Source organism: Desulfopila inferna (assembly GCF_016919005.1).
Taxonomy (GTDB): domain Bacteria; phylum Desulfobacterota; class Desulfobulbia; order Desulfobulbales; family Desulfocapsaceae; genus Desulfopila_A; species Desulfopila_A inferna.
Window position 1 is genome coordinate 1 of the sequence record NZ_JAFFQE010000003.1, and the last position, 20,448, is coordinate 20,448.

General features: G+C 46.5%; 17 protein-coding genes. 12 read left to right on the forward strand and 5 right to left on the reverse strand.

Going from position 1 to position 20,448, the window contains the following annotated elements:
* Positions 1 to 97, forward strand: a 97-nt coding sequence (locus tag JWG88_RS22135) for an IS3 family transposase (protein WP_443112640.1), incomplete at its 5' end; no start/stop codon positions are given.
* Between the two features lie 183 nt (positions 98 to 280).
* Here the strand turns inward: JWG88_RS22135 and leuA are convergent.
* Entirely contained in the window at positions 281 to 2,008 is a 1,728-nt protein-coding gene (leuA, locus tag JWG88_RS08225) for a 2-isopropylmalate synthase (protein WP_205233257.1), read from the reverse strand.
* A 728-nt stretch (positions 2,009 to 2,736) separates the two neighbouring features.
* On the opposite strand from leuA, the gene ilvB reads away from it, so the two are divergent.
* From ilvB to coaD, 5 genes are all read left to right on the forward strand, one after another.
* Positions 2,737 to 4,437 (forward strand): biosynthetic-type acetolactate synthase large subunit, encoded by a 1,701-nt coding sequence (ilvB, locus tag JWG88_RS08230; protein WP_205233258.1) that lies wholly within the window; start codon positions 2,737 to 2,739, stop codon positions 4,435 to 4,437.
* A gap of 244 nt (positions 4,438 to 4,681) precedes the next feature.
* Complete coding sequence (ilvN, locus tag JWG88_RS08235) at positions 4,682 to 5,164, forward strand: acetolactate synthase small subunit (RefSeq protein ID WP_205233259.1); 483 nt, start codon at positions 4,682 to 4,684, stop codon at positions 5,162 to 5,164.
* Between the two features lie 144 nt (positions 5,165 to 5,308).
* On the forward strand, positions 5,309 to 5,956 hold the full coding sequence (locus JWG88_RS08240) for a phosphatidylserine decarboxylase family protein (protein WP_205233260.1): 648 nt from the start codon (positions 5,309 to 5,311) through the stop codon (positions 5,954 to 5,956).
* A gap of 309 nt (positions 5,957 to 6,265) precedes the next feature.
* Positions 6,266 to 6,853, forward strand: a complete 588-nt coding sequence (gene rsmD / locus JWG88_RS08245) for a 16S rRNA (guanine(966)-N(2))-methyltransferase RsmD (RefSeq protein ID WP_205233261.1) — start codon at positions 6,266 to 6,268, stop codon at positions 6,851 to 6,853.
* A 47-nt stretch (positions 6,854 to 6,900) separates the two neighbouring features.
* The gene (gene coaD / locus JWG88_RS08250; protein ID WP_205233262.1) at positions 6,901 to 7,392 is read left to right on the forward strand and encodes a pantetheine-phosphate adenylyltransferase; all 492 of its coding nucleotides are present in this window, start codon (positions 6,901 to 6,903) and stop codon (positions 7,390 to 7,392) included.
* 218 nt (positions 7,393 to 7,610) lie between these two features.
* Here the strand turns inward: coaD and JWG88_RS08255 are convergent, their stop codons facing one another.
* The 3 genes from JWG88_RS08255 to JWG88_RS08265 form a co-directional block, all read right to left on the reverse strand.
* Positions 7,611 to 11,249, reverse strand: coding sequence for a hypothetical protein (locus JWG88_RS08255; RefSeq protein ID WP_205233263.1), 3,639 nt, complete (start codon positions 11,247 to 11,249; stop codon positions 7,611 to 7,613).
* A 12-nt stretch (positions 11,250 to 11,261) separates the two neighbouring features.
* Positions 11,262 to 11,867, reverse strand: a complete 606-nt coding sequence (locus JWG88_RS08260) for a GTP-binding protein (RefSeq protein WP_205233264.1) — start codon at positions 11,865 to 11,867, stop codon at positions 11,262 to 11,264.
* Between the two features lie 75 nt (positions 11,868 to 11,942).
* On the reverse strand, positions 11,943 to 12,341 hold the full coding sequence (locus JWG88_RS08265; protein ID WP_205233265.1) for a roadblock/LC7 domain-containing protein: 399 nt from the start codon (positions 12,339 to 12,341) through the stop codon (positions 11,943 to 11,945).
* Between the two features lie 1,181 nt (positions 12,342 to 13,522).
* On the opposite strand from JWG88_RS08265, the gene JWG88_RS08270 reads away from it, so the two are divergent.
* The 3 genes from JWG88_RS08270 to JWG88_RS08280 all read left to right on the forward strand — a co-directional run bounded on the left by JWG88_RS08270 (position 13,523) and on the right by JWG88_RS08280 (position 16,484).
* Positions 13,523 to 14,362: a TatD family hydrolase gene (locus tag JWG88_RS08270; RefSeq protein ID WP_240194352.1), complete on the forward strand. Its 840-nt coding sequence runs from the start codon at positions 13,523 to 13,525 to the stop codon at positions 14,360 to 14,362.
* A complete protein-coding gene (locus JWG88_RS08275) occupies positions 14,359 to 15,054 on the forward strand; it encodes a YggS family pyridoxal phosphate-dependent enzyme (protein WP_205233266.1) in 696 nt (231 codons plus the stop codon). Before JWG88_RS08270 ends, JWG88_RS08275 begins: the two co-directional genes overlap by 4 nt.
* A 119-nt stretch (positions 15,055 to 15,173) precedes the next feature.
* Positions 15,174 to 16,484: a UDP-glucose dehydrogenase family protein gene (locus tag JWG88_RS08280; RefSeq protein WP_205233267.1), complete on the forward strand. Its 1,311-nt coding sequence runs from the start codon at positions 15,174 to 15,176 to the stop codon at positions 16,482 to 16,484.
* A 134-nt stretch (positions 16,485 to 16,618) separates the two neighbouring features.
* Here JWG88_RS08280 and JWG88_RS08285 read toward each other — a convergent pair whose 3' ends face one another.
* Positions 16,619 to 16,861, reverse strand: a complete 243-nt coding sequence (locus tag JWG88_RS08285) for a PxxKW family cysteine-rich protein (protein ID WP_205233268.1) — start codon at positions 16,859 to 16,861, stop codon at positions 16,619 to 16,621.
* Positions 16,862 to 17,347: 486 nt separating this feature from the next.
* On the opposite strand from JWG88_RS08285, the gene JWG88_RS08290 reads away from it, so the two are divergent.
* The 3 genes from JWG88_RS08290 (at position 17,348) to JWG88_RS08300 (ending at position 20,443) form a co-directional block, all read left to right on the forward strand.
* Positions 17,348 to 18,553 carry a type II secretion system F family protein gene (locus JWG88_RS08290; RefSeq protein ID WP_205233269.1) on the forward strand — a complete coding sequence of 402 codons (1,206 nt, stop codon included), beginning with the start codon at positions 17,348 to 17,350 and terminating at the stop codon, positions 18,551 to 18,553.
* 173 nt (positions 18,554 to 18,726) lie between these two features.
* Positions 18,727 to 19,014, forward strand: a complete 288-nt coding sequence (locus tag JWG88_RS08295; protein ID WP_205233270.1) for an integration host factor subunit alpha — start codon at positions 18,727 to 18,729, stop codon at positions 19,012 to 19,014.
* A gap of 478 nt (positions 19,015 to 19,492) precedes the next feature.
* Positions 19,493 to 20,443: a ParB/RepB/Spo0J family partition protein gene (locus tag JWG88_RS08300; protein ID WP_205233271.1), complete on the forward strand. Its 951-nt coding sequence runs from the start codon at positions 19,493 to 19,495 to the stop codon at positions 20,441 to 20,443.
* Positions 20,444 to 20,448: the final 5 nt, after the last annotated feature.

Below are 20,448 nucleotides of genomic sequence, written 5' to 3' on the forward strand. Positions count from 1 at the left end.
TGAAATGTTCTACAATAGCAAAAGATATCATTCATACCTTGGCTATCTCAGTCCAATGGATTTTGAGAAATTGTCAGTTATGAAAAAAGCAGCTTAGGAATATGTCCGTTTTTACTGGACCACATCAAACCCCAACGAAACCGTCTTCTCAAAAACGTTGGGCTTCTCTTCGTTCAGCACCAACCTACTGAATCGTCATGTGTTGTGTCTTTGGGGGGCACTGTACCTGGCTGTGCTTTGGCCGCTTCGATTACTTTTTAGGAGATCATCGTTTCTCTAATCAGGAGTTCCCGATTTTATCCAACTGCTGTGCGGAGAGGATTTCCTTTTTGGCGGATCTGTTGAGACTGCTCAGCACTGCCTTGATAGAGGAGACTATGATATCGGTATCGATGCCGGCGCCCCAGTAGCGATCTCCGTCGGGCAGTTCTATTTCAATATAGGTCACCGCCTTGGCGCTGGAACCGGAATTAAGCGCATGCTCATGATAGCTGCACAGGGTAAACGGACCGGTCGCACCTTCCTTGATAGCATTGCAGAAGGCATCCAGCGGACCATTTCCAGTGGCGGAGAGAATCTTCTGCTCATCATGAACCAGCAAAGTCGCCTCGATATCCGCCGAGGACTGCGATTCTCCGGAATCGAGATGCCGCTTGACCACATTGAAGCCCTTGAGGTCGTAGGGAGTTTTGCAGGTAAGATACTCACGGGTGAAGGCATCCTTTATTTCTTCGCTGAGCAATTCCCTGCCCAGTTTATCCGTCAATTTCTGGATAACGGTGCCGAAGCCCGGCTGCATCTCCTTGGGCATCCTGAAGCCGAATTCCTTGTCCATGATATAGGCGATACCGCCCTTGCCGGACTGGCTGTTGATGCGAATGATGGATTCATAGGTGCGGCCGACATCGGTTGGGTCGATGGGGAGGTAGGGAACCGCCCAGGTCGGCGAATCTTCCTGTTCCGTTCGGTCCATGCCTTTTTTTATGGCATCCTGGTGGGACCCGGAAAAGGCGGTATAGACCAGCTCACCGGCATAGGGGTGACGGATCGGCACGGGAATGCGGGTGACCCGCTCGTAGACATCGATGAGATCGTTGATACTGCTGAAATCAAGGTTGGGATTAACTCCCTGGGTAAACATATTAAGCGCCAGAGTGACGATATCGACATTGCCGGTCCTTTCGCCATTGCCGAAGAGCGTACCCTCCACCCGCTGCCCCCCGGCCATCAGGCCCAGTTCGGTGGCGGCAACGGCGCAGCCCCTGTCGTTATGGGTGTGCAGTGAAATGACGGCGCAGTCCCTGTTTTTCATATTCCGGCAAAACCATTCGATCTGATCGGCATAGATATTGGGGGTGGACATTTCGACGGTTGCCGGCAGGTTGATGATTACCGGGTTCTCGGGAGTCGGCTCCAGCACGTCCATTACCGCTTCACAGATCTCCAGGGCAAAATCGAGTTCGGTGCCGGTGAAACTCTCCGGCGAATACTGGTAGTGAAAGCGGGTCCCGGGATATTTTTTTTCTTCCTCTTTGAGAATTTTCGCGCCACGCACCCCGAGTTCAATTATTTCTTTCTTCTTCATCTTAAAGACAATATTTCTCTGCAGGATCGAGGTGGAGTTGTAGAGATGAATAATCGCCTGTTTGGCGCCCTCAACCGAGGCAAAGGTCTTTTTGATCAGGCTCTCCCGGGCCTGGGTGAGTACCTGGATCGCCACATCGTCGGGGATCATGTTTTCTGTGATGAGTTTGCGGGTAAACTCATATTCCACCTGCGAGGCGGAGGGGAAACCTACCTCGATCTCCTTAAAGCCGATGTTGAGGAGGAGCCGGAACATTTCGACCTTTTTATCCAGGCTCATGGGTTGTATGAGCGCCTGATTGCCGTCCCTGAGATCGACGCTGCACCAGCTTGGCGCGGTCTCGATTCGTTTCGAGGGCCAAGTCCTGTCGGGCAGATCCACCTGTGGATAAGGTCTGTATCTGGTTACTGATTCCGGTTTCATGGTGTTGCTCTCCTCATTGTTAGTCTGAAAGGTTGTAATCCGCCTGGTGCGTAATGTGAAAAAACAAAAAAAAAGGCCCCGGTTCTTGCGAACCGCGGCCTCTTTGGGTGTCTGTAATGGATGATTATATCATCACAATTCCCCCGTATCTGCCGTAGTTCGCGATGGCATCGGTAGTAGTAGCAGTAGAGCGAGGGTTGTGGTTCTCATTGTGTTAATACTGGTCCTTAATTGTTTGATCTAAATTGACTGCGGCTGTTTCTTTGTTAGATGTCCTTAAATTACACACGATGGTTGCCGGTTGTCAAGTTTGTTTTGATGGCTATTGGCTAATTCTGAAAGAAGATGGAGTGTTTGTGAGGAAGTTTGAAATTTTGAAAGTATAAAAACGGTGAATCCCCAATATGGAAATACCTGGATAGACCCGTGTGTCTTCAGGATTACAGATCTGACGAGAGTGTATTAATCAATAATATTCCCCTGGAGTCTATAATTACATCAAGTATTGACTTCTTTCAGCTTCGCTTCTATATTTTACTGTTCGCAAAATTGGATGGTGTCGCATAAGCACCCGTACGGGCATAAACTCTTGAATTCGAGAAAGCCCGATTTCCGTGCATATCGAACTTTTTATCCAGCCATCTCAATCTCCGCACTGACTTATACGAGATTTTCATAAATCCAGTACATAACTTTTCCCCTATATCTTTATCAAGGATCAAGCGTTTATGAGTAAGATCATCGGCTCCCAAGCAATAGTTAAATGTCTTCAGGAAGAAGGGACAAGAACCATCTTCGGGTTTCCGGGTGGTGCCGTTTTAGATCTCTACGATGCACTTTTTGAAGCTGATATTCAGCATATACTGGTGCGCCATGAGCAGGGCGCCGTTCATGCGGCCGATGCCTACAGCAGAGTGACGGGTGAAGTAGGCGTTGCCCTGCTGACCTCGGGACCCGGCGCCACAAACGGTGTGACAGGTATCGCCACCGCCTATATGGATTCTATTCCTCTGGTGGTTCTCACCGGCCAGGTGCCCACCAAACTTATCGGCAACGACGCCTTTCAGGAAGTTGATATCGTCGGGATCACCAGGCCCTGTACCAAACATAACTACCTGGTGAAGAGCACTGAGGACCTGGTTCCCACATTGCGGGAAGCCTTTCACATTGCCAAGACCGGTCGTCCCGGCCCGGTGCTGGTCGATCTGCCCAAGGATGTCGTTGCCGGGATGTGCAAGTATCCCGAGAAAAAAGAAATCCGGATGCAGAGCTACCAGCCGAATTATGAACCTCACCACCGACAGGTGGAAAAGGCCTGTAAGCTGATCATGCAGGCCAAGCGGCCGGTGCTCTATGTGGGCGGCGGTGTTATCCTTTCGGGAGCACATAAGGAGTTGACCGAACTGGCCATTAAACTCAACATCCCGGTAACCATGACCCTGATGGGACTGGGCGCCTTCCCGGGGACTCATGAGCTTTCCATGGGCATGCTCGGCATGCATGGAACCTACACCGCCAATATGGCCGTCGCCGAATGCGATCTGCTCATCGCCGTCGGTTCGCGATTCGACGACCGAGTCACCGGCAAGCTGGATGAGTTTGCCGACAAGGCCAAGGTCATACATATTGACATCGATCCAACCTCGATCAGCAAGAATGTCAAAGTCGATGTTCCCATTGTTGCCGACTGCAAATCTGCCCTGACCGCGATGAACACGCTCTTCGACGATGAAAAGAACTTCTCGCTCTCCGCCGAGGCCGCGAAACATCTGCCCTGGCTGGAAATCATTAACGATTGGTCGACAAAGCATCCCCTCTCCTACAATACGGACTGCGATATCATCAAACCGCAATATGTTGTCGAAATGCTGGATAAGCTCACCGGCGGCGATGCCATTATCACCACCGAAGTCGGGCAGAACCAGATGTGGGCAGCTCAGTTTTATCGTTTTAACAAACCGCGACGGTTCATCACTTCAGGCGGACTCGGCACCATGGGATATGGATTGCCGGCAGCTATCGGAGCCCAGATAGCCTTCCCTGATAAATGTGTGATAGATATCGCCGGAGACGGCTCTATCCAGATGAATATCCAGGAGTTGGCCACCGCCAAACAATATAACTGTCCGGTCAAAGTGGCCATTCTCAACAACGGCTTTCTGGGAATGGTGCGCCAATGGCAGGAACTTTTCTATGACAAGAGATACTCCTCCACGGTGATGGATGTCTGTCCCGACTTTGTTGAACTTGCAAAGGCATACGGAGCCGTAGGCCTGCGGGCCACTAAGGTGAGCGACGTAGAGCCGGTTATAAAAGAGGCACTCTCGACCAAGGCCACGGTGTTGATGGATTTCGTAGTTTCCCGAGAAGAAAGCGTTTATCCGATGGTACCGGCGGGGAAAGCTAATACGGAGATGCTCCTGGTTTAAAAGTTGATGGCGTCGTAAAAACTCTCCATCTGCGTCGTTGCTACAAAATTTCTATCATTACGACGTACCCTAGTACGCCGAAATAATAGAAATTTTGCGCGCCTAGCATATGAAGTTTTTTACTTAGCCATCTGAAAATTCAAGTTTTTACGAGTTTATCAAAAGTTAAATAGATCACCAAAACAACTCAGCCTTGAATTCTTGCCTTTCAAGCAAATACGGATCCATCAAGAGGATTTTCAGAATGAAACATACAATTTCCGTTCTTCTAACCAATAAACCCGGAGTTCTCTCCAGGGTTACCGGTCTTTTCAGCGGCCGCGGCTTCAATATCGAAAGCCTCTGTGTCGCGGAAACTCTGGATCCGGGCGTCTCCTGCCTGACTCTGGTGACCAGAGGAGATGAAACGATCGTCGAACAGATAACCAAACAACTGCATAAGCTCATTGACGTTATCAAGGTATCCGACATCAGCGACAAAGAGTATGTGGAACGGGAGATGGTTCTTCTTCGGGTAAAGGCCGAATCGCACACCAGAGCCGAAGTGCTGAGGATAATCGATATATTTCGCGGCAAGGTGGTTGATGTCAGCCCGAAAAGCTATGCGATTGAAGTTACCGGTGCAGCCTCCAAGATTAATGCCTGTATAGATATACTGAGGCCCATCGGTATCAAAGAGATTGTAAGGACGGGGATTATTGCCATGGCAAGGTCCAAGACCAAATAACCGGGTAGATTGTTTATGCTAAACCAATTATTCATTTCTTAAATCAGATTATTGCGATGGACTCCTAAGAAGCTTGTGCTATCATGTTTTTTTTACGAGATCATCATTTGTTAATTCACATAAAATTCATGTAGGCAGTCACTGATGAAATCCCCTCAAGTACCGGTAACCCGGGAAGGTTATCCCTTTATATTCTTTTTTGCTTTCACCACCCTGATATTTGCGCTGGTCGGCTGTTCCTGGGTAGCCTATACAGGATTAGCCGTTACCACATTCGTGCTTTGTTTTTTTAGAGATCCCGAGCGGTTTATCCCTGCTAAAGAGCATGCCGTGCTAGCACCCGCGGACGGCAAGGTGATTTATGTGGAGAAGATCACAGATGATGAATACCTGCAGCAGGAAGTCTATAAGATATCGATCTTCATGAACGTATTTAATGTTCATGTAAACCGCCTGCCCCTCTCCGGCACCGTCAAAAAAATTATCTACAAACCGGGGAAATTCCATTCAGCTGACAGCGATAAGGCGGTTTTATATAATGAGAATTGCACCACGATCCTGGAGAGTGAGACCGGCAAAAAGATAGCCTTCGTCCAGGTTGCCGGTCTTATTGCCAGAAGAATCGTCAACTGGCTCGAATTGGAAGACAAAGCCGTAAGAGGCGAGCGCTTTGGCCTTATCCGCTTCGGCTCACGTGTTGATATATATCTTCCCGCCGATACCGAAATCGCTATTGAAAAAGGCCAGAAGGTTCGCGGAGGGGAAACGATTATAGGATACCTCAATATATGATGGACTTGTTAAAAGCTCGATCTTCGTCGTTGTAGATCTGAAACGGCGATTTGCCGTACCACATGTACTGCCAAATCACCGTTTCAGATACTGCGCCTAGAATATCAAGCTTTTCCCTAAGTCCATCTCGGCAACTTAGATGGGTTTCATGAGATTCTCGATATTTGATGGCGTCGCGATAAGCCCCCTTACGGGCATAAACTCCGACTTCGAGAAAGCCTGATCTTCGTCGTTGTCGTTCGGTTGTTGGGGTTCGCTGCGCTCACAGCCAACCTACTCTTTCTAATTATTATGAAAATGGGATGATCTTTGAGAATTATCAGCGGCAAGGCAAAGGGGCTTCAGCTTAACTCTCCCTTGGGCAGAAGCTTAGCAATCCGCCCCACTTCCGACAGATCCAGAGAGGCCTTGTTTTCAATCCTTGGCGAAAAGATTGCTCAAGCAAGGGTCCTGGATCTTTATGCAGGTACCGGCGCTTTCGGTATAGAAGCTCTCAGTCGCGGGGCTGCTTCAGCGGTCTTTGTCGACAGCTCTCCCACTTCGCTTCACCTGATCCGCAAGAACACCGTTATTCTTCAAAAATGCCTCATCCGGGAATCCTTCCAGCCTGATATTTCCATTATCAAGTGCGATCTCAGGAAGGGCCTGCAGTCTGTTTTTCGGAAAAGTAGTGACACAGATCCATTCGATATCATCTTTCTGGATCCACCCTACGACAAAAACCTGGCCCAGCGCACCCTCGAAGACCTGGATAATACCTCTTTTCTCGCCAAGCATGGATTAATTGTTGCGGAGGAGAGGGCAAAAGCCGTATTATCGGTTGAATTTAAGCAATTCAGGCTCTTGGACAGACGAAGGTATGGAGATACTGGTTTCTGGATATATACCGCCAGATAGTGTCCGTCCAGAAATGGAAATTCTTACCTATAATTAATTATCTTGTTATGGAAAAGACCATCGCAGTTTACCCAGGAACATTCGACCCGATCACCAATGGACATCTCGACATCGTCGACCGTGCTCTCAATCTCTTTGACAAGGTCATTATTGCCCTGGCAGTCAACCCCGGCAAAGCCCCGACCTTCACCCTGGAAGAACGAAAGCAAATGATCGAAGAGTGTTATCCCGCAAAGGATTCGAGAGTTGAAGTGGATCCGATTAGCGGACTAATGGTTGACTATGCACATAGAAGGAAAGCAAAGGCCATAGTTCGTGGGTTGCGGGCAGTCTCTGACTTTGACTATGAGTTCCAGCTGGCATTGATGAACAGGAAACTCGAAAGAGAAGTCGATACTATTTTCCTCATGGCCGGATTCCGATGGATTTATATCAGCTCTTCCATTATTAAGGATGCTGCCAGGCATGGCGGCAATGTACACGATCTGGTGCCGCAGCATGTCGAATGGATGCTGAAGAAAAAGTTTAATACCATCTGAACGAAAGAAATAAGTTCAACTGTTGCTATACAATATTCGGAAATATGTTAGTTTCGTCATTCCGGATCAAGCCGGAATGACTGTAAAAACGGGCTTTTGTAAAATCTCCAAGGCAGGCCGTATGAAATTAGCTGAGCTTCGTAGGTAATCAGATAAATAAAAAAGCGGCAACCTTTCGGGCTGCCGCTTTTTTTTCCGGTTTGATTCAGGTATAACAGTTAAGTGTTCCGGCGGCGGATTTCCTCTTTCAAGCCTGTAAGTTCCGCATGGAAGGCATTTTTAAGTTGATCCAGTTCGGCTTTCATTATCGAAGAAACCTTCTGCATCAGCATGTCGTTGCCTATTTCATCGACCTTCCTGTACATTTCATCAAGACCTGTACTTATTTCCTCTCCAATCGTCTCGTCATCTGCCACGGTCTCTATTGTATCTTCAAGTACATCTTCATCTTCTCTTACCGCAGGAGTTCTATCAATGAGCCGTGCCTGCCAATGTAAAACCTTGCTGGTCTCATTAAGGACTGCCTCCTGAATTTCACTGCTGTCGGCCTGACCCAACGCGCTCAGTTCAAGTTTGTCGAAGATAGACAGGAGTAGCCGGTTGGCTTCGGAGTCGGCTTCATATCGATATCTTCCGATATGAGCTGAGACGGTGGCAAGAAGTTGAATAAAGGTTTTTTCAACAGGTTTATTCAGATACAGATGGCGTAATTTTTCAATTTCTTCATTGAGACCGTTGAGTATGTCATCATCGATTTCGAGACCGAGAGAAATGATGCAATTTCTCAAGTCATCAAGCATATCCTGAGTCGGAACCGTTCCTTGTGGTCCGAGATATCCCGTATCATTTTCTTCCACTTCAGGCGGTGCCGATTGATCGAGGGCATTAAATGCATGAACACCAAGCTCCGCAGGTATCGCAGTTTTTCGAATGACCGGTTCATCGGCAAGAAGAGTGGTTCCGAAATATTGAGAATCGTCATAATCCAATTCCGCTTCGTCTCCCGAAACGAGTGGATCTGCCAATTCTTCGGTTTCATCAACCAGCTCGAATATTACATCTTCCTCTTCTTCGTTGTTCAGTCCTTCTACTGCAAGGATATAATCTTCATTTCCTTCCGGATGACTGATAAATTCTTCCGTCTCTTCTGCGTATTGCGCTTCAGCGGATAGGCCAAGCAGCTCATCGGTGGTCGAATATCCGGACGGGGTATCCCCCGAGGTTCTGACGACACCGTCTTCCACGAGCACCGCGCCAATCTCTTCGGCAGTCATTTCCTCAATCTCTTCTTCAGGAAAATCATCAAAAGAAAGGAGGGTATCATCTTCATCATTGAGGAAGGCCAATATTTCGTCATCACTTTGCGCTTCCTTATTCTTAACTGCAGTCTCCTCAGAAATTTCTTCAAATTCATCCTCAGAAACTTCTAAGTAGTCTTCTTGCAGTGGTGCAAAATCCTGCACATCGTCGCCGGGCTCTTCATCGGTGCGCTGTTCTGAGTCTTCCTCTTCCACCGGCTCAGAATCATCAAAGAAGGAATCGAACCTGTCGCTCACCTCCGCTTCAGCTGCTTCTTCATTTTCCTGTTCATCCTCGTCTACAGCAGCAGCAATACCTTCGTCACCCGCAAGGGCTGGAGCAAGCTCGCCATCATCTGCAAAAGGCAGCGACTCTTCGCCAGATTCATCGTCTTCTTCAGTCTCGACATCTACACCCTGAATTGCCTGATCCTCTGTCTCCTCCTCGGTTGTAATGTCCGCAAAGTCCGCTTCGAGCTCACCCTCATGTTCCGGGGCAGCGAAATCCGTTCTTTCCTCTTCGGCACCGAACAGTTGATCAAAACGCTCTTCCACTGCTTCCTCTTCCTGACCTGCCGCAGAAAGATCCTGCTCCGGCTGTTCAGTGACAGCATCCGTGGAAAGATCAAAAGCAGACTCATCCGCAGCGGACTCTTCTTCCCACTGCTCTTCCTCGTCTTCTCTCAAGGCCGGAGCGATTTCACCATTTTCATAAGGCAGCGGTTCTTCCTCGGACTCATCATCTTCGGCGGTTTCAACTTCGATACCTTTGAGCGCCTCTTCCTCGCTTTCAGAGGAGATTTCCGGTTCGCTTTCACCAAAGAAATCGGTCAGCCTGTCTTCGATATCATCAGCAGCAGGGGAACGTTCGGTGACATCAGCGATCTCTTCTACATCCTGAACTTCTCCAGATGACTTGTCTGACTCGCCAAAAAAGTTATCCAGCCTGTTCTCGATATCGCCGGTATAGTCCTGTTCTTCTCTGCTTTCCTGATCTTCTTCATCGTCATTATCAGCTGAGAGTGCAGGAGCATATTCGCCATTTTTGTAAGGAAGAGGATCCTCATCGTAATCGTCGTCGGCTTCATTCTCTACATCAACACCAGGCAACTCTTTGCCCTGGAATTCAGGATCATCGGCCCCCGATTCGTCAAAAAATTCGTCTACCGTGTCAGTAAAAACAGCCGGTGAATCTTCCTCCACCTGATATTCATCGTCTGCTGCAAGAGCAGGAGAAAGTTCGCCATCTTCCTCAGGCAGCGGTTCTTCATCAGTTTCATCGTCGGCGTCGGTTTCGACATCAACACCTCTCAACGCTGCTTCAGCATCGAGTCCTATAACTGCTTCTTCATGAGAGGGCAGGTCATCGAACATCCCATCGAGGCGGGATTCCATTTCCTGGGCAAGCTCATTATCCAAGTCTTGTCCCTGCTCTCCGGAGTCATCGTCATCATCAAAATATTGATCGATATCATTCTCGATATCCGCATCTTTCTGCTCCGGTTCCGTTTCTTCTTCTTCCTCTCTGAAGCCGTGAATGCCTTCGGGAACATCGGCAAAAGCAGGCTGGATCTCATCCTCATAATTATAGATGGATTCATCTTCTTCATCTGAAGATTGGGCAATGGCATCCGGAGAAATGGTATCGGCTATTGCTGTTTTGAAGGCGTTGAATTTTTCCACCTCGGACAACAGGATATTTTTTTCCTCCTGACCCGATAAATTTCCACGAACAACACTCTCCAGACCAGCAAAGAACGAGTGCAGAAGCTTAAAAGCGTCGGCGTGGGCATCACTTCTCTTAAGATTAATATATGCTCCCAACGAGCCTATGCCCTGAAGAAATATCTGCTTTGCCTTGCTGGTCTTGAATTCCTGTTCGAGGATTTTCACCTCGCGACTTAAATTGTTCAGATCCTGTTCGGTTATTTCCCAGTCTATGCCATAAACAATGGCCTTGAGATTAAGGAGAGGATCTCTTTCGCCCGGTTTTCCGATTTCCCCTTCATCGGCAGGGATATTCGGCTCATCTTCGGCTATTACGGAGGGAGATGTCTTAATCATTTGTGCCGGGGCTTCCTTTTGCAGAGCTCCAGAAGGAGCTGAGGGACTGATCTGTCTCTTCAGCTTTTCGAATTTCTCGATATCATCGCGCAGGAGGTTCTTTTTTTGCTGCTCAGTGATGTCTTCGTCTGAAACGATTTTTTCCAGATTCGAATAAAAGTTCATCAGGAGCTTGATTGCGCTTGGATGAGCGGAGGCTTTTTCCTTGTATATATAGCGGCTCAGTTTCTCGAGGGCCTGCACGTAGATGAGATTGATTTTGTTGCCGGCCCAGATATCCTGAAGATCAAGGAGTTCTTCATTGAACTGAAGGAGAATACTATCCGATATTTCCCAGTCAATCGATAATATGATGGATTTTAAGCGAGACAGAGGAGAATCCTCGTTACCTGCATAATCGAAGAGATCTATATCACCTGTATCAAAATCATTATCATACTCGTCAATGCCTACGGTCAGGTCGTCATCATATTGACCTTCTTTATATTGTTCCACCGTATTTTCTCTCTAGAGTAGTTTTTTCTGAATAGATACAACCGTGGAAGAAATGATTTTCTTCAGTGTCGCAGCTACATTATAACCTGTAATCGCACTGGCCTCGAAATACGGTACTTTGAGTCTGCTGTTTAGGTCTTTCTGCAGCACCGAGGTAGGTAGAATCGGAATTCCGTGTTCCTTCAAATCCACCTTATTGTATTGCAGAACCAGCGGTATATTGAATATGCTTTCTTTATATGACTGTAGGTTTTCATGTAATTGATTAAGGGATCTGATATTCTTTGCCCTTTGCTTTGCCATGGCGTCGGCAACGAAAACAATCCCATCTACTCCCCTGAGAACAAGTTTTCTTGTAGCGTTATATTTAACCTGACCGGGAACAGTGTACAGCTGGATTTTTATATCATATCCCTTGATCTGCCCCATATCGAAAGGAAGAAAATCAAAAAAGAGCGTCCTGTCTCCATGGGTTTTCAGACTCACCATTTCTGAGACAATCTGCTTTTTATAGGTACGATTTACGAATTCCAGATTGGTGGTTTTGCCACAGCGTCCCGGGCCATAGTAAACAATCTTAATTTGAACAACCTTATCTTTCAGATTGATAAAACTCAATTCACGACCCCCACTTTATAAGAATCCAATATTCACCGGTATTTTTTATATTGATGCACTGAAAATAAATGATATCTATCTGGTATCCCAAACTCTGCGGATTTTCTCAATAACATCGACAACATTCAATCTCAGGAAGCCAAGAGATATATCACGGCCGAACATGGAAATCAGAAGAAGCTCATCATCAATTTTGCTGAAGTGTATATTGGATTCCTGGCCTTTATGGAAAAGAAGTGAAAATTCCTGCTCACCTACAAGCTTGGCCATGGCATCAACCGTTGCAAAATTTCCCGCGGCCAGCGCTGCAAATGAATAGACATCATATTTGCTTTCGCCATTGTCCTTGGCAGTAATGATATTCCCCGCCATGTCTATAATTATTACACAGTCGACGCCCAGCTTTATGAGCTTGTCGGCCAATATTACGTCGATCTGTTCAAGCTGCTCTTGACTGACAATACCGTAATTCATGCCCTCTACCTCGTTTTAATTATTAGCCTCTTCTTTCGGCTCTCTGCTTAATGCAATACGACATTTCTTAAACTGAGTGATTTCATGTTCAGGCCACCTTGAAAAATGGCGTTTTCCCCAATCTCTTTGACCTTGGGCGAAAATTCTTATTTTTCAAGGTACCCTATATTTTTCCGTGCCTGCAAAACCACACAACGACCCTTTTCCCGAACAAATAAAAAAACGGCATGTTTACGGAGCATCAAACAATGAAACCAGAATTATCCGTCGATGAGAAAATCACTTTCTCCAAACCCGCACTTTCAATGAAACAGCTACAATCAGCAAATACTACAGTGAAAACAAAAACTTTGATACAGAAAATATTCTACTCAATTAACTGCCATGATTTCGGTCTCATAACCGGGAAAATGATTACGCACCCTGGTTACTGAAATTTTTGGTGTATGGCAAAACCTGCAGGTCATCACCGTACTTCCGCCAAAGCATGGTAGCCAAAGGTGTTTAGTACTGATTGAAATACATAATAGAAAAACACCTTCTTGCCAATGTCAAAATCGTAATTCCTATCAGGAAATCCTTTTAATACTTCAATAATCGTGCCACTTCAGCAAGTGAACCATCATAAACGCTCAGGACTTCTTTGGAAATTTCAAGTTGACATTTCCTCTCATGAGGTACACTAGTTATCAGGAATCATGTCCGGCAGGACCTGCTCGCCCAGCAGCCTGCCCGAAGAAGCAACACAAGGCGGAGGTCAATCTCCTCTGCCAGCTCGGTGCAATCGGAGCGATCGGAGCGATCGGAGCGATCGGAGCGATGCTGGCTGCTCACGGACAAAACCTAACACGCCGATAATATTTCATAGCTGTTAAACATAAAATCAAGTTTTTTTCAATAGATCAGGCTTATTATTTACAGAAAAATATGAATCCGAAGGACTCGTAAAGGCGTGATCTGCGTCATTAAAAATCTGAAACGGCGTCTCGCCGCACCACATGTGCTTACAATCACCGTTTCAAAACTATGACTGGTATATCGAGCTTTTCAGGGAATCGGAATTTATCGCAGAGTCCATCCCGGCAAATTCGATGACTTTTTTACGAGATTATCGTTTTTGAGTAATCGTTGCAGCGAATCTGCTCTGCAAATATCCGCCATGAAGCAACAGGAGTATCGAGTTGACTACGAAAAGAGTACCATTACCCGTTTTGAAAGATTCCGCCTGTCTGATAGACACCCATTGTCATCTGGATATGGATGCCTACGCCTCAGATCTGCAGACAGTTCTGGAAAATGCCCGCTCCCATGGCGTCAAATCGATAATAACCATCGGAATTGATCCGTCCAGTTCCCAGGCCGCCGTCAGGCTCTCCGCCGACTACGACATGATAAAAGCAACCGTGGGAATACATCCACATGATGTTGGTAATGTCGACAGCGTGGATCTTGACAACCTGGAGCAATTAATCGATAGCCGTAGAGAAGAAATCGTGGGCTACGGCGAGATCGGTCTGGATTATGTAAAGCGTTATTGCGAGCCGGAGCTGCAGAGGCAATATTTCCAGGATCAGCTTCTGATTGCCAAAAATCACAATCTGCCGGTTATCATACATGATCGTGATGCACATCAAGATATTTTGACGATCCTTAAAAAAAACGGACCCTATGACAACGGCGGTGTAATGCACTGTTTTTCAGGAGACTATGATTTTGCCGAAAGGATATTGGATCTTGGGTTTGCCATTTCCATTCCCGGGATCGTCACCTTCAAGAATGCTGCGTCACTGCAGGAAACTGCAAGACGTATCCCCCTGGATACACTGCTTCTTGAAACTGACGGGCCATTTCTCGCCCCGGTCCCCTATCGCGGCAAACGTAACGAACCTCTCTATCTCCTCTATACTGCAGCCCAAATCGCCCTTTTGAGAGGAATCACTATCGAAGATGTGGCCGAGGCTACAACTGCCAATGCCTCAAGGCTTTTTAATATGGCCAACCCCATGGAGAATAATCAATGATTGCCGAAAATCTTGAACACCTGAAGAAAAGCATCGCCCAAATCGCCAGGAACTGTGGCAGGGACGAGAACTCTGTGCGGCTTGTCGCCGTCTCCAAAAGATTTCCGCCGGAGGCTGTTATAGAAGCAAAAAATGCGGGTCAGCTTCTTTTCGGCGAAAACTATATTCAGGAAGCGCAGGAGAAGTTCGATCTTATCGGTAACGCAGTTCAGTTTCACTTCATCGGCCATCTGCAGAGCAATAAAGCGAAAATCGCCGCAGAACTGTTTGCAATGGTCGAAACCGTTGATCGCATCAAACTGGCTGCAGCCTTGAATAAGCATCTGCTTGCTCTTGACAGGACGCTCGACGTTCTGGTCCAGGTAAATATCGGCAAGGACGACAATAAATCCGGCGTGCAACCGGAAGATGCGGAAAAACTCGTGCAGGAGATTGGTCGACTCCCCAAGCTCCGCGTCAGAGGTTTAATGACAATGCCGCCCTTTACCGAAAATCCCGAAGATGCCCGGCCATATTTTCGTAATTTGAAAAGGCTGGCAGACTCTATGGCTGAGAAAAGTTTATTTTACGACAACAAAAATATTGAATTATCCATGGGAATGACGCATGATTATCCTATTGCAATCGAAGAAGGAGCAACGCTGGTCCGCATAGGAACAGCCATATTCGGAGAGCGTCCCACAAAAGTGTAGCAGGATACTGCCTAATCTCAGCGCCTCCGCCTGCAGAGGAAGACATATTTTCAGGTACGGTGCAGCAGGTATTGCACGCCGCCGGAGCCCCTCAATCTCATTTAAAACAAGGCATCACAATGAAAATTACCATTATTGGTACCGGCTATGTCGGCTTGGTTACCGGGACCTGCTTTGCTGAATTTGGCCATCACGTAACCTGCGTGGACAACGACGAATCTAAAATCGATAAATTAACCCATGGCGTAATTCCGATTTATGAACCGGGCCTCAACACCATGGTGGCCAAAAACGTCGCAGAAGGGAGGTTGAAATTTTCCCAGCAGCTCGGCGAAAGTGTGGCGGAAACCGAAGCGGTATTCCTTGCCGTGGGAACACCAAGCAGCAGAAGAGGCGACGGTTATGCCGACCTCAGCTATATCTTCGAGGCAGCCAGAGAAATCGCCCCTCTTCTCCAGGGTTACACCGTGATCGTGGATAAGAGCACCGTTCCAGTGGGTACGGCGCGGCAGGTTGCCCGCATTATACATGAATTGAATCCCACCGCGGATTTCGATGTTGCTTCAAATCCGGAATTTTTACGTGAAGGTGCTGCCATCACGGATTTTATGAGACCGGATCGAGTAGTTATCGGCGTAGAGTCAGCTCGGGCGGAAGAAGTGTTGAGAGCCATTTACCACCCGCTTTACCTTCAGGAAACTCCTATTGTCCAAACAGATATCGAAACAGCCGAACTCACCAAATATGCCGCCAATGCCTTTCTCGCCACCAAAATAAGCTTTATCAATGAAATTGCTCTGTTATGCGATTCCATCGGAGCAGACGTCGTTGCACTGGCCAAGGGCATCGGCATGGATGGCAGGATCGGTAAAAAATTCCTGCATCCCGGACCTGGGTATGGCGGATCCTGTTTTCCAAAGGATACCCTGGCCCTGATGAGAGTAGCCCAGGAACATGGGCAGAATCTCAGAATTGTCGAGGCTACGGTTGAGGTCAATGCCGCCCAAAAAGCCAAAATGGTGAAAAAAATCCGTGATGGCCTGGGAGGGAGCGAGGCCGGTAAAACTATTGCCGTACTCGGTCTGACATTCAAGCCTGAAACTGATGATATGCGGGACGCTCCAGCGATTACCATACTGCCTGCGCTGCTGGAAAGAGGCGCGATAATCAGGGCTCACGATCCCGAAGGCATGGAAGAGGCGAAGAAATACCTGCCGGAAAACATGATATATGTCGAAAATGCCTATGAGGCCTGCATCGATGCAGATGCGATAATCCTTATGACGGAGTGGAACCAGTACCGCGCATTGGACCTGGATAAAATAGGCAGCCTGATGAAAACAAAGGTCCTTATCGATTTGCGCAACGTCTACGAGCCGCAAAGACTCCGCAAAAAGGGCTTTGCCTATACCGGAGTGGGCAGGTCATAGACAAATGGTAACTATTCAGGGTTGAGCACCCCAGGAGTCCCATTTCCTGATCGAATCAAATAAAAAAAACCTGCTTTTTTCACAAAGCAGGTTTTTTTTATTCTATAGAAGAGCTGAAGAGCAAGAAGATATTATTATCTTTTTGAAGCTCTCTTTGCAGCTTTCAATGGATTGACGCGGACGTTTGTAACTATGATCTCAGGTTTTGCATGGGTTGCAAAGTTACAAATTCCCAGTTTCCATTTTGCTTTAGGAAAAAGATAGGTCTGGCAATACTGATTACCGCTTTCTTCAACTACCCGCTCACAACCTTCACATTTGTCTATGATCGGCTGGAATTTTCCTTCGCTGTAATTGACTGAAGTCTGCTTCTGCATAACAACCTCCTGATTATATATAAATACTTATAAATTTTGTTTTATATGAAATTAATGATTTTTCCTTTCAAAATCAACATATTCTTGTGGTGCAATAGCATAATATACATGAGAGGATCTTCTTTCACAAGGGCAAAAAGGATCTGGTTATCAAAATCTGCATATTTACGTTCATCTGAGCGATGCATTGATTACTACCGCCCCGCTCCATCACGAAAAAAAGTGCAACCTTCTCATATTTTAGGACAAAAGGCCAAATATACAATGCATGGATTTTTACAGCATTTAAACAATACATGCAGTATACCGGGTGTTTCTTTGGTCTCTGCGCCCCCGGCCAATGAGAATTTTAAGATGCCATAACCTCTTGTTTTATTAAAATTGATAGTTTAATATGACTCGCAATTACAATAAGATCTTATACTCTTCAATACCTGCAATTATTCGGGCAGTATAATTGATGAGGCCTTAGCGGGAGAACATGCAATGCCAATTTATGTATGGAAAGGGAAAAACGCCCACGGAGAAAAACGGAAGGGCGAAGTAGAAGCTCCAGACCAAGCAGCTGCACTCAATCAGATCAAACGAATGAGGATCGTCAATCCTGTCATTAAGGAGAAGCCCAAAGATCTGCTTGCCAACATATCCTTTTTTCAACCGAAGATCACCGGTAAGGATATCGTTGTCTTTACCCGCCAGCTCTCCACCATGATCGATGCCGGTCTACCCCTGGTTCAATGCCTGGATATTCTTGGGAATCAGCAGGATAACGCGACCTTCAAGAAGGTTCTTAAGGATATACAGAAAGACGTGGAATCAGGTACCACCTTTGCCGACTCAATGCGCAAGCACCCAAAGGTGTTTGACAATCTTTACAGCAATATGATTGAAGCAGGTGAGACGGGTGGTATTCTCGACACAATTCTTTCCAGGCTCGCTGTCTTTATGGAAAAAGCGATGGCGTTGAAGAAGAAGATTAAAGGTGCAATGACCTATCCATTAATCTGTCTGGCTATATCCATATTGATCCTGGCTGTCATCCTCATTTTCGTTATTCCCGTTTTTGATGAAATGTTCACCAGCTTTGATTCAGCACTGCCCGTTCCCACGCAAATAGTTATTAATATGAGTAACTTTTTCAAGTCTAACTTTATTTTTATACTCCTTGGTATTGCTGTTATCGTTTTTATATTCAAGAAAATCTACAATACGGAAAGAGGAAGAATCACCATTGACGGAGCCATGTTGAAGGCCCCGGTTTTTGGTATATTGATCCGTAAAGTTGCCGTTGCTAAATTCACCCGTACTCTCAGTACCATGCTGCAAAGCGGCGTGCCAATTCTTGAGGCGCTGCAGGTGGTCGGCAGGACTGCCGGCAATAAGGTCATAGAAATTGCTGTATTTCGTGTATCCGATGCCATTGCCGAGGGTCGACCAATTGCCGAACCTTTGGCCGAGAGCGGTGTCTTTCCAAATATGGTAGTGCAGATGATCAATGTTGGTGAATCCGTCGGTGCTCTCGATACTATGCTGGAAAAGATAGCAGATTTTTATGATGAAGAGGTCGACCAGACAGTTGAAAACCTTACCGCTATGATTGAACCATTTATGATGGTTTTTCTAGGCGGTATGATCGGTGGATTGGTGGTCGCCATGTATCTACCGATATTCAAAATCGCTTCTGTGGTTTAATATTCAGGAGAAGAAATCGCCTCAGCAAATTCATTTTGGACAAAAAATGTAAAATAGAGGCTGTTTTTTGATTAAAATTGAATAAAAGAAAGCGCATAAGTTGACATTATTTTCTCAAAGTATATGATAAGACAAGATATCTGATTTATACTTCATCTATTAAAGGGGGAATTATGACACTGACAAAAGCCGATCTGGTGCAGCAGGTTTACAAAAAACATGCAAACCTTACCAAAGCGCAGGCAACCGAATCCGTTGAAGCCTTCCTGCGAATTTCCAAAAACTCGCTCATTTCAGGATCAGATCTGCTGCTGAGCGGTTTTGGCAAATTTAATGTTAAAGACAAGAGTTCCAGAAGAGGAAGAAACCCGCAAACAGGCCAGGAGCTTACCCTTGAGGCTAGAAGAGTGGTAACTTTTAAGCCATCCGGTATTCTTCGCGACAAGATTAACGAGAATTAACGGGGTTCCTGTCCTCTTTTTAGGTATCCATTTCTTTCAGCGGGATAGTTAATTCCCCCTGCCGTGGACACGACATCTCGCGCAAAGATTATCACATGGTTTTGTGATGAATTGTTCAAATCGGTTCTTTTCTCCTTGCAAAAGAACCGATTTTTTTATTTTTCTGATTTCCCCTAATCCTCAGCTCAAGGTCGGGACTGCTCTTTTCACGGGTCTCTGCAGCCCGGACGGCTGCAGCGAAGCCCCCATGGACGGGTTTATGGCGTCCCGATGAAAAGAGCAGTCCCGGCCTGGGCCAGAAAATGCTGAGTTTCAGGGGTAACCAGATTTATTTTTATTTACCAATAAAATTCAGCCAAAAACACTTCTCTCTCAGGCAGGTCATCAATAATATTCGAGAATATGTTAGTTACGTCATTCAGGTTCCGGATCGGAGTCCGGAATGACGCCGTAATTTCCCTACAGGGGTAAGCAGCAGATGAATGTTTACGACAAAATAGCCATCACCCAGATCCATGACTCAGGAATATACAACATCCATCCCTTCCTTCAGGATGCCCCCGCTTCTAAAGATCTGACGGCATCTATAAAGACCTCTGGGCTTTTGTCTCCTCCGGTTTTATTACAGCAGAGACAAGAGGCGAAATTTGATGTGATATGCGGCCGACAGAGACTCAAATGCGTTGTCTCCGAATTGGGTGCAAGCGAATGCTGCTGCCGTATTCTCCCTGAGCAGACCTCCCCCGAGCAGATCTTATCGATAATCATCGAGGACCAATATTCCCGTGGCAGCCTGAGCATTATTGAACAGGCTCACTTCATTTCATTGTGCCAAAGACTCCTGCCTGCAAGAAAACAACGGGAAAAATTCATCTCCAACCTGCCGCATGGAAGAATATCAAAAGGGACACAATTTCTCCTCCCCCTGATTTCATTCCCCGAACAAATTCAGAAACAGAGCCACTATGGCGTCATCTCCGATAAAATTATTCGTGACCTGCAACTGCTCATCGAACATGATCAGTTACAATTTCTGGAACTTGTCGAAAAGCTGCAGATCAGCGGCAACAACCAGAAGAAGGTACTGCATCAACTTATCGATATCGTAAAAAAAGAAGATATTGCGCTGGAGTCCTTACTGAACCGGAAAGAAATAGTCGAGCTTCTCGATAATACTGAGATAAGCACCCAGCAGAAAAGCAGCAGATTTTTTGAGCAGATTTCCCGGATGAGCCTGCCCCTGCTGAGTGCAGCCCAAGAGAATTTTGCCCAGGAAGTCAAGGAACTGAAGCTGCCGGAGAACTGCAGCATCATACCTTCACGCTCCTTTGAAACGGATGAGGTTGTCCTTGCTATCCGCTACAGGAACCTGCAGGATGCCAAAGAGAGTTGGAAGGAATTGCGACACTGTCTGAACACGGCAGATTGACTTAT

Bases quoted from the DNA above. Each gene is read 5' to 3' on its own strand.
- JWG88_RS08240 (WP_205233260.1), top strand. From the start codon at position 5,309: ATGAAATCCCCTCAAGTACCGGTAACCCGGGAAGGTTATCCCTTTATA.
- coaD (WP_205233262.1), top strand. From the start codon at position 6,901: ATGGAAAAGACCATCGCAGTTTACCCAGGAACATTCGACCCGATCACC.
- JWG88_RS08280 (WP_205233267.1), top strand. From the start codon at position 15,174: ATGAAAATTACCATTATTGGTACCGGCTATGTCGGCTTGGTTACCGGG.
- ilvN (WP_205233259.1), top strand. From the start codon at position 4,682: ATGAAACATACAATTTCCGTTCTTCTAACCAATAAACCCGGAGTTCTC.
- ilvB (WP_205233258.1), top strand. From the start codon at position 2,737: ATGAGTAAGATCATCGGCTCCCAAGCAATAGTTAAATGTCTTCAGGAA.
- JWG88_RS08265 (WP_205233265.1), bottom strand. From the start codon at position 12,341: ATGAATTACGGTATTGTCAGTCAAGAGCAGCTTGAACAGATCGACGTA.
- JWG88_RS08275 (WP_205233266.1), top strand. From the start codon at position 14,359: ATGATTGCCGAAAATCTTGAACACCTGAAGAAAAGCATCGCCCAAATC.
- JWG88_RS08290 (WP_205233269.1), top strand. From the start codon at position 17,348: ATGCCAATTTATGTATGGAAAGGGAAAAACGCCCACGGAGAAAAACGG.
- JWG88_RS08285 (WP_205233268.1), bottom strand. From the start codon at position 16,861: ATGCAGAAGCAGACTTCAGTCAATTACAGCGAAGGAAAATTCCAGCCG.
- JWG88_RS08300 (WP_205233271.1), top strand. From the start codon at position 19,493: ATGAATGTTTACGACAAAATAGCCATCACCCAGATCCATGACTCAGGA.
- leuA (WP_205233257.1), bottom strand. From the start codon at position 2,008: ATGAAACCGGAATCAGTAACCAGATACAGACCTTATCCACAGGTGGAT.
- JWG88_RS08295 (WP_205233270.1), top strand. From the start codon at position 18,727: ATGACACTGACAAAAGCCGATCTGGTGCAGCAGGTTTACAAAAAACAT.